Annotated in this window: 8 protein-coding genes and 1 pseudogene; all 9 read left to right on the top strand. The window is 44.6% G+C overall.

The window, feature by feature from the left end:
* Nucleotides 1–814: pseudogene (locus Q0372_RS09935) on the top strand (bifunctional folylpolyglutamate synthase/dihydrofolate synthase); the annotation flags it as partial.
* The gene (locus Q0372_RS09930) at nt 807–1,700 is read left to right on the top strand and encodes a M23 family metallopeptidase (RefSeq protein ID WP_298105479.1); all 894 of its coding nucleotides are present in this window, start codon (nt 807–809) and stop codon (nt 1,698–1,700) included. The pseudogene Q0372_RS09935 and the gene Q0372_RS09930, both read left to right, overlap by 8 nt.
* Nucleotides 1,700–4,660: a DEAD/DEAH box helicase gene (locus Q0372_RS09925; protein ID WP_298105478.1), complete on the top strand. Its 2,961-nt coding sequence runs from the start codon at nt 1,700–1,702 to the stop codon at nt 4,658–4,660. The genes Q0372_RS09930 and Q0372_RS09925 overlap by 1 nt, the downstream gene beginning before the upstream one ends.
* Nucleotides 4,644–5,624, top strand: a complete 981-nt coding sequence (locus Q0372_RS09920; RefSeq protein WP_298105475.1) for an ATP-binding protein — start codon at nt 4,644–4,646, stop codon at nt 5,622–5,624. The genes Q0372_RS09925 and Q0372_RS09920 overlap by 17 nt, the downstream gene beginning before the upstream one ends.
* Nucleotides 5,621–5,746, top strand: coding sequence for a hypothetical protein (locus tag Q0372_RS09915; RefSeq protein ID WP_298028506.1), 126 nt, complete (start codon nt 5,621–5,623; stop codon nt 5,744–5,746). The genes Q0372_RS09920 and Q0372_RS09915 overlap by 4 nt, the downstream gene beginning before the upstream one ends.
* Nucleotides 5,743–6,441, top strand: a complete 699-nt coding sequence (locus Q0372_RS09910) for a 3-methyladenine DNA glycosylase (RefSeq protein ID WP_298105472.1) — start codon at nt 5,743–5,745, stop codon at nt 6,439–6,441. The genes Q0372_RS09915 and Q0372_RS09910 overlap by 4 nt, the downstream gene beginning before the upstream one ends.
* 150 nt (nt 6,442–6,591) lie before the next feature.
* The gene (gene wecB / locus Q0372_RS09905; protein WP_298105468.1) at nt 6,592–7,728 is read left to right on the top strand and encodes a UDP-N-acetylglucosamine 2-epimerase (non-hydrolyzing); all 1,137 of its coding nucleotides are present in this window, start codon (nt 6,592–6,594) and stop codon (nt 7,726–7,728) included.
* Nucleotides 7,729–8,461: 733 nt separating this feature from the next.
* The gene (locus Q0372_RS09900; RefSeq protein ID WP_298105465.1) at nt 8,462–9,079 is read left to right on the top strand and encodes an oligosaccharide flippase family protein; all 618 of its coding nucleotides are present in this window, start codon (nt 8,462–8,464) and stop codon (nt 9,077–9,079) included.
* A 20-nt stretch (nt 9,080–9,099) separates the two neighbouring features.
* Nucleotides 9,100–9,463 (top strand): hypothetical protein (locus Q0372_RS09895; protein WP_298105462.1); only part of this gene is annotated, 364 nt, incomplete at its 3' end.

The following is a 9,463-nucleotide window of genomic DNA, read 5'->3' as shown; positions in this document are numbered from 1 at the left end:
GGCAGTGCTTTTTAGGGATTGCGATTACTGCGTGATCGAGGCGGGGATGGGCGGCGAGTTTGACGCTACGTCGAGCTTTGGGCGCATGCTGTCGCTTTTTACGCCGATCGGCACCGATCATTTGGGTATGCTAGGACAAAATCTAGAGCAGATCGCCCACACCAAGCTCATTACGATGGATAAGGAAGCGATTTTAAGCGATGAGATGAGTGAGGTTCCGCTTCGTATCGCGCAGCAGATCGCAGAGCAAAAAGGAACTCATTTGAGGTTTGCAGCAGAGCTTTTAAGCGAGAGCGAGCGAGCGCAGATCGTGGAGTTTTGCGCGCACAATAATATGCCTAAATTTCAAATTTCAAATTTAGCTCTAGCGCTTGCCGCGATGAAATTTTTAAATTTGAAATTTGAAATTTCGCAGCTACCGCCTCTAAATTTACGCGGCAGGATGGAAGTTTTGGCGCCAAATTTACGCGTGGACGTCGGACACAACGAGCTTGCGGCACAGCAAGTAGCCCGCGAAATTATCGAAATCTACGGGGGCAGAAAGATCGTGTTAATTTATAACGCCTTTGCCGATAAGGACGTAGTCGCGGTGCTGCGGACTTTAGCACCCGTGATAGAGCGCGTAGAGATCTTTAACTACGAGGTTGCGGATCGCGAAATGGCGGCAGAGGCGATAACCCGTGCGCTTGACGCGCTTAAAATTCCGCATTCGCCGTTTCGCGGCGAGCTTAGAGCGGACGAGGAGTATTTGGTTTTCGGCTCGTTTCATTTGGTAGAAAATTTTATTTTATGGCTTGAGGCGCGCCGTGGCTAAAACTAAACTTACCTTAAGCGATCACTTTGGCACCAAGACGCTGTATTTTGGCGAAAATTTTAGATTTCAACTTAAAATTTTATCTGCGTTTTTCGTAATTTTTCTGCTCGTTCTGTTTTTTGCGATATTTAAACTCGCGAGCGACCGATCAAATTTAAAGGAGTTAAACAAAACCCTCTACGCCGAAAATCTCGCACTTAAAGAGCAAAATATCGCACTTGAGGGCAAAAACGAGGAGGTGCTTGCCAAGCTCGATGGACGCGAAGACGATGGAGGCGGGCTGGATAGTGATATCCAAGTAATGCTTGCGATGAATGAGATGAAAAAGGAGCGTAAAAAGGGCTCCGGCGCGCATATCGCAGCTAGCGAAAAAACGGCGAGCGCGATTCTTAGCGCTGTGCCTAATGGACTTCCGATGCAGTATCGCGGCGTAACTAGCCCTTTTGGGATGCGCACTCATCCAATCAGCGGCGTTATGAGGATGCACCACGGCATCGACTTGCGAGCAAGTGAGGGCACTCCGGTGTTTGCGACGGCAGAGGGCTTCGTGCAGTTTGCAGGCGGTAGCGGCAGCGGATATGGAATTTTAGTGATTTTATCGCACAATTACGGCTTTGAGACTCGCTACGGCCACCTTAGCTCCGCGGTCGTAACGCCCGGTTCTTGGGTTAAAAAGGGCGATCTCATCGGCTATAGCGGTAACACCGGCTACAGCACCGGTCCGCACTTGCATTACGAAGTTAGGTTTTTGGCTCAAAGCGTCGATCCTGCAAATTTTATGAGCTGGAACGCGCAAAATTTCAAAAATATCTCGACCTTAGAGCCTAACGTATCGTGGCAGGAGATTGCAAACGTCGTGCAGTACCAGATCGAAAGGTTTAAATAATGCAAGCCGAGGTTTACGAATACTTTTTGCAAAACCAAAAAGAGATTTTGATCTGCGAGGACGATAAAGAGGCTGCGGCGTGCGAGCAGGTGCTTAAATTTATGGGCTACGCGACCTTTTGCCTGCCAGATTTTAGAGCGAGTTTCGGCGAGGATCTGCGCAGCTACATGGGTGAGCTAGCGGGCATCAGTACTGCTCTTAGCGCGTTTTACAAAGCAAGCGGCAAAAAAATTTTAATCTCGCCCGTCCGCACAATCCTAAACAAACTCCCCGCCGCAAGCTATCTGCGCCCGTTAAATATAAAATTTGGAAGCGAATTAAACTTAAGCGAGCTAAAAGAGGAAATTTTGCGCCTGGGATACGACGTGCGCGACATCGTCGAAAGCATGGGCGAGGTTAGCTTCCGTGGCGAGATTATCGATATTTTTTCGGTAGGGAGCGAAAGCGCGGTTAGAATTCTACTCGACGGCGAGACGGTCGAGAGCATCAGGCGCTTTGACGTCGCGACGCAAAAAAGCGAAAAAGATGAGCTTTCGCAAGCCGAAATAGCGCCTTTTTTAGCAAATTTAAGCGAGGACGAGTTTGAGAGCGTGAGCGAAAAGATATCGCGCGCGGACAGCGACGCGTTAGCTCGCGATCTGGGCTCGCTCGGGTTTTGGTTCATCGAGGGCTTCGTCGATTACACGAGCGCGTTTGATTGCGTCTTACTGCACGAGATCAAAAAGGATGAAATTTTTTCCGAGCGCAATTTGGATTTTTTAGACGCGATCGAGGTGCTGCCCGCGGCGCGTAAATTTAAAGACCTCGCCGTGACGCCGTCGCAGGAATTTTTTGAATTCCACCGCAGTGAGGCTATCGCGCTGATCGCGCGAAACGACGCACTGCTCGCGCCGTTTGATCTTAGCGGATTTAGCAATATCGAAATTTTACGAGAGGATTTCGTCGTAAATTTAATAAGCGCCGAGCGGATCATCCTTTCGCTAAACAAAGCGGCGCCTAAAAAGCGCGTGCGAAGATCGAGCCTAGCTCTGGATGAGCTAAACGTGGGCGATTTTGTCGTGCACGAAGATCACGGTATCGCTAAATTTAACGGGCTTGAGCTCATCGAGGTGATGGGGCGCAGCAAGGAGTTCGTATCCCTGCTCTACGAGGGCGGCGACAAACTGCTGCTGCCGGTAGAGTACCTAAATAAGATCGATCGCTACGTCGCAAGCGGCGGCGCGGTGAGCTTGGATCATCTGGGCAGGGCGAGCTTTTCAAAAATTAAAGAGCGAGTGCGCGAAAAGCTCTTTGCGATCGCTTCAAAGATCATCGCACTGGCTGCCAAGCGCGAGCTGGTGCGAGGGCTCGTCATCAAAAACAAAAGCGCGGATTATGCGAAATTTCTAAGCGCAAGCGGCTTTAGCTACACGAGCGATCAACAAAAGGCGGTGGGCGCGATTTTGGCGGATCTGCAAAGCGGCAAGGTAATGGACCGCCTACTTAGCGGCGACGTGGGCTTTGGAAAGACCGAGGTTGCGATGAATGCGATTTTTGCCTGCATCCGCAGCGGTCATTCGGTGCTGTTTTTCGTGCCTACGACGCTGCTTAGCTCGCAGCATTACGCCACGCTTAGCGAGCGCTTTAGGGAGTTTGAAATTCCCGTTTTCAAGCTCGATCGCTTCAGTAGCGCGAGGCAAAAGAGCGAAATTTTAAAACGCCTGCAAAGCGGCGAGGCGATCGTCGTGGTCGGCACGCATTCGCTTTTAAATTTAAACCCCGCAAATTTAGGGCTCATAATCATCGATGAGGAGCATAAATTCGGCGTTAAGCAAAAGGAGCGGCTCAAAGAGAAAAGCGCCGCCTCGCACCTGCTTAGTATGTCTGCCACTCCGATACCGCGCAGTCTAAATATGGCGCTAAGCTCGATTAAAAGCTACTCTACGCTGCTTAGCCCGCCGCAGGACCGCTTGGACGTGCGCACCTTCGTCAAGCAGTGGGACGAAAAGATCATAAAAGAGGCGATCTCGCGCGAGCTGCGACGCGGCGGGCAGATTTTTTACGTCCACAATCACATCGCGACGATGCAAAGCGCCAAAAAGAAGCTGCTTGAAATTTTGCCGAGCCTTAAAATTCTAATTTTGCACTCCAAGATCGACGCTAAAACTACGGAGGATGAAATTTTAAAATTTGTAGCGGGCGGATACGATCTGCTACTTTGCACCAGCATCGTAGAAAGCGGCATTCATATGCCGCGCGTAAATACGATCATCGTCGAAAACGCGGATAAATTCGGTATCGCCGATCTACACCAGCTGCGCGGCCGCGTCGGGCGCAGCAACAAACAGGGCTTTTGCTACTTTTTGATCGAGGATAAAACCGCTCTTACGCAGGACGCGCTAAAGCGGCTCGTAGCGCTTGAGAGCAACTCGTTTTTGGGTAGCGGCTCGGTGCTAGCGTATCACGATCTTGAAATTCGCGGCGGCGGAAACCTACTCGGAGAGGCGCAGAGCGGGCATATCGAAGCGATCGGCTACTCGCTTTATCTAAAGATGCTCGAAGAAGAAATCGGCAAGCTGCTAAGCAGAAAGAGCGCTGCTGCGAGCGTAGAGCTTAAAATTTCCGTAAACGCATTTTTAAACTCGGAATTTATCAGGGAGGATCACCTACGCTTGGATCTTTACAGGCGGCTTAGCAAGTGCGCCGAGGCGAGCGAAGTGCTTGAAATTTTCGGCGAGATCGAGGATCGCTTCGGGCGCGCGGACATTTACACTAAGCAATTCATCGACGTGATGATGATTAAGGTTTTGGCTACGAAGCTTGGCTTGCGCGTGATTTCGAGCATGGACGAAAATATCTTGATCACCCTTGCAAACGGCGATAAGGTGCGATTAAAGGCACAGACGCGCGACGATGACGACGTGATAAATGAAATTTTAATCTATCTGCGAAGGGAGCTAAAAAATGCGAACTTGCGATGAAAATATCAAAAAAAGCGCGAGCAAAAGCAGAAGCGAAGAGCTAAATTTAAACGCGGCGTGCGGTTTAAATTTAGCGCCGAAAGCCGTCCTAAAAAGCGTGCAGAGCGGCGCCGGCGAGCAAATTTATTTCAGCGATTTTAGCGCGATTGATTGGCGCACGGTACAGGTCGCCGTCTTTCGCGCGAATAAAAAGGCGCTAAAGATCGTCCGAGACATCGATTTTACTGATCTTGACGCACTCGTGGGGCTAGAGAGCCAAAAATCGGCTCTTATAAAAAACACGGACGCTTTCCTACGCGGCTGCAGCGCCAACCACGCACTTTTATGGGGCGAGAGCGGCTGCGGTAAATCAAGTCTTGCAAAAGCGGTTTTTTCTAAATTTATCCCGCAAGACCTTAAGATCATCGAGATCGGCAGGGACGATCTGGGCTTTCTTGTGGATATAATCGACGCAATCCGCGAAACGAACTTTAAATTTATCATCTTTTGCGATGATTTGAGCTTTGAGCTCGGCGAGAGCGGCTACAAGCACCTTAAGCCGCTGCTAGAAGGATCCTTAGAGCGCGCGCCGCGCAACGTGCTGATGTATGCGACATCCAATCGCCGCCACATCGTAGGCGAATGCGCAAGCGATAACGACGCCGCGCAGATCAGCCGCGGCGAGCTACACCTAAGCGATGCGGCGAACGAGCGAATCAGCCTAAGCGAGCGCTTCGGGCTGCAGCTAAGCTTCTACGGCGGGAGCATGCGGGAGTATTTGGGGATCGTAGATGCCTATTTTGCGGCTGCGCAAGGTATGAGTGCGGCGGAATTTCGCTTGAGCTTTGCCGCAAATTTAGATGCGCTGCACACAAAGGCGCGGGAGTTTGCGATGCTTCGCGCAAGCCGCAGCGGCCGCGCGGCAAAGCAGTTTTTCTTGAGCTTTAATGAGGAATTTTTTGCAAATTTAAAAGGCGGCAGATGAATACGGCGCGCGAATTTAAATTTGGCGTAAATTTTATCGCCGTGCTAGAGTGCATGCGGAAAATCGCCGTCGCCGCGCGAAATTTTAGAAACGACGCCAGAAATTTCGGAGGCGCGAGATGAGCGCGACCGAGCTTTTTATCGAGCTTTTTCGCGCCGTGAAAATTAAGGATTTTCGCTGGTGGCCCGGGTTTGGAAGCTTTGAGGTGGTCGTGGGGGCGATTTTGATCCAAAGTACGGCGTGGCGCAATGCCGACGCGGCGCTGCAAAACCTGCGTAGCAAAGGACTTTTGAGCTTAGAAAGCATCGCCGGGCTAGATGAAGCGGAGCTTGCGGAGATCATTAAAGTGAGCGGATTTTATAATCAAAAAGCTAAACGTCTAAGTTTGCTTTGCAAAGCGATAATCGCGGATTTTGGGGATTTTGAGAGCTTCAAAGCGGGCGTTAGCCGCGAGTGGCTGTTAGCGCGCAAGGGAATCGGCGCGGAGAGCTGCGATGCGATCTTGTGCTATGCGTGCGAGCGCGCGGTGATGGTTGCAGACAGCTACTCGGCGCGGCTGCTCGGGGCTTTGGGCTATGAGTTTGAAAGCTACGACGAGCTTAGCGCGTGGCTCAGTGAGCTAGAATTTGAGCGAATATATAAGCTTGTAAATTCTACTAACTCTCCCTGCGATGCGGCGGCAAAAGCAGATAAGCTGGAGAACGAAAACGGCGTGTATGCGCTATTTCACGGGCTTATAGTGGAATTTTGCAAAGCGCATCTAAAAAGCAAAATTTTTGATGATTTTGCAATGGAATTTTTTGATAATTTAAAATAAATCTTAGCCATCTTTGAAGCAAAGAACATTCTATACCATCCAAGTAGCGACAAATAGGTGATTTTATGTATTGTTAAGCGCCGATATAGCAAAATTTAATTAAAATTACAGCAATAAATTCGGTTAAAAAACTGATATTTAAGGGAGTTTATGACGAAAAGAAAAATTTTGATAGTATTTGGAACGCGCCCGGAGGCCATTAAGATGGCTCTGTTGATAAAGGAATTTCAAAAGCACGCGGAATTTGAAGTGAAGGTTTGCGTTACGGCGCAGCACAGGCAGATGCTCGACCAGGTGCTTGAATTTTTTGAGATCAAGCCCGATTTTGATCTAAATTTAATGAAGCAGAGGCAGGATCTGTACGATATTACGTCAGGCGTTTTGCTTGGTATGCGCGATGTATTTAGCGAATATACCCCGGACATCGTGTTTGTGCATGGAGATACGACTACTACTTATGCCGTTTCTTTGGCGGCGTATTATCAAAAGATCGACGTGGCACATGTCGAAGCTGGTCTTAGGACGCACGATATCTATTCGCCGTTTCCTGAAGAGATAAATAGGCAGATGACGGGGCTCATAGCTAAATATCACTTCGCGCCGACTGTCGATGCGAGAGACAATCTCTTAAAAGAAGGCAAAGATTCAAAAAATATAATCGTTAGCGGCAACACTGTCATAGACGCACTTTTGTGGACGATAGATAAAATCGAAAACAACGAGCTGCTAAAAAATAAAATTTTATCCTTTATAAATTCTAAATATAAGCTTAGTGATAGAAAATTTATTCTCGTTACAGGACACAGACGAGAGAATTTTGGAGAAGGCTTTGTTAATATTTGTGAGGCTTTACGTGAAATAGCGCTAAAAAATGAAAATATCGACATCGTTTACCCCGTGCATCTAAATCCAAATGTAAGAAAGCCTGTGGGAGAAATTTTATCGGGCATTTCGAATATATTTTTAATTGATCCGCTAGAGTATGATAGTTTCGTCTATCTTATGAGCAAGTCATATATGATAGTAACAGATAGTGGCGGCATCCAAGAGGAGGCGCCGAGCCTTTGTAAGCCCGTTTTAGTTATCAGAGAAACTACCGAAAGACCTGAAGGGATAAGAGCAGGATGCGTGAAGCTTATCGGTACCAAGCGCGAAAATATAATAAAAGAGGTGCAAAAATTATTAAATTTAAAAGATGAATATGATAAAATGAGTAAAAGTATAAGTCCGTATGGCGACGGTAAAGCTTGTAAAAAAATACTGGAATTTTTAAAAGGAATATTATGAAAAAAGTTTGCATCTTAGGTCTTGGGTATATAGGGCTGCCTACGGCGGCGCTTTTGTTAGGTAAGAGCTATTAAATATATAGTACAATATCATAAATATGATTATCATAATAGAATGTTCCTTTAAACGACGGCTCGATTTAATATTGTTTTCTTTGGCATTTCTTTCGATTTTTACTTCAATCTTGTCGATAACGAAAGAAAGATGATTGATAAGAATGTATATTTTCCATATCGAAGAACGGAATTTGTCGGCGTGCTATTTGAATATAAAATTTTACTCAGTACGGGAAAGATAAGATGAAATTTTAACACAATATCTTAATAAAATTTGTAGAAAGTAGAATGTTTAAAAATGTTAGATATAAACATCGATCTGCATAATTACGAATTCAAATAATTTTTTACACCGGAGTTTATTTTATGAGCTTTTTGGTAATTAAATCATAAAAGGATTAAATTGACATCGTTAGATTTTGCTTTTACGTCCAATATGAATGTAGAAACATGAATGAAAATATGGTAAATTTAATCTAATTCGTCAAATCAGGCTTACTAAGCTTTGGTGGGTGAGTTAGCGCAGCAATTTGTATTTTTATATTAATAAAATTGAAATATAGTATATGAAAAATTGGTCAATTTAAAATAATATCACAATTATTTTAAGAGCCTTTAATTCATTTCGGTATGCTGGGTGGCGAGTTAGAAATAAATTTTATATTCGGATTTGAAACGTGAATAATAAACTTATGGTTATAAAAAATATTTCTTGGCTTTTATTAGAACATAGTATTAGGATTGTTGCTGGAGTGGTGACCGCATCTATCTTGGCACGTGTTTTGGGGGTAGAGGGATACGGGATCTTCCAATATATTTTAGGTCTTGTTGTGATATTTAAATCGCTTTCATATGTAAATTCTGCCGAAATAATGGTTCCTAAACTTGCTAATGCTAATATTGTGGAGCGTAAAAGTCTTATGGGCAGTGGATTTTTTATTAGATCTCTTTTTTGTGCAATAGCATACTTAGCATTTTTATTATTTATATATTTCAATAATAATATAAATATATTTTATCTAGCTGTTATTCTTGGATTTAGTATTTTAGTTGACGAAGCTTTTGGGATTATTACTGCGTTCTTACAATCTCAGACTATGATAAAGTATAGAAGTATCCTATATATTATCTTTGTAATTATTAGAGTATCTTTTTTAGGATTTTTATATTTATTAAATATTACAAATATATATTTTTATGCACTTATATATGCGTTGGAAAGTATTAGTATGGCTATAGGATTGTTTTTGATTTATAAGATTTTAAATAAGGATTTATTTTTTACATTTAATTAAAAGATGGACTACCTTTTTTTGTGGGAATAGTTTTTATGTGCGTATTTTGGCGAATTGATATAGTAATGACTAAATTTTTAAGTGATGATACAACTTTGGGCTTATATGCTTCTGCAATTCAATTATTTAGCAGTATAACAGCTATGGCACCTATAATTGCAACTTCATTTGCTCCATTATTTGTATATAAATTCGATAACATAAGGATTATTAAAAAACATATATGGTTTCTTGGTTTTGTTATGCTGGGAATAGCAATATGTTCCGCTACCATTATATACTTTCTATCACCCATTCTAATAAATATAATATTTGGTAGTAAGTTTGATGATGCTGCCGATATTTTTAGATATTTATTATATATTTTACCATTTATATTTTTAG

This window comes from uncultured Campylobacter sp., assembly GCF_937997405.1.
In the GTDB taxonomy this organism is placed as follows: domain Bacteria; phylum Campylobacterota; class Campylobacteria; order Campylobacterales; family Campylobacteraceae; genus Campylobacter_B.
The sequence above is the reverse complement of the archived record's forward strand: the minus strand, read 5'-3'. Positions and strand labels throughout refer to the sequence as shown.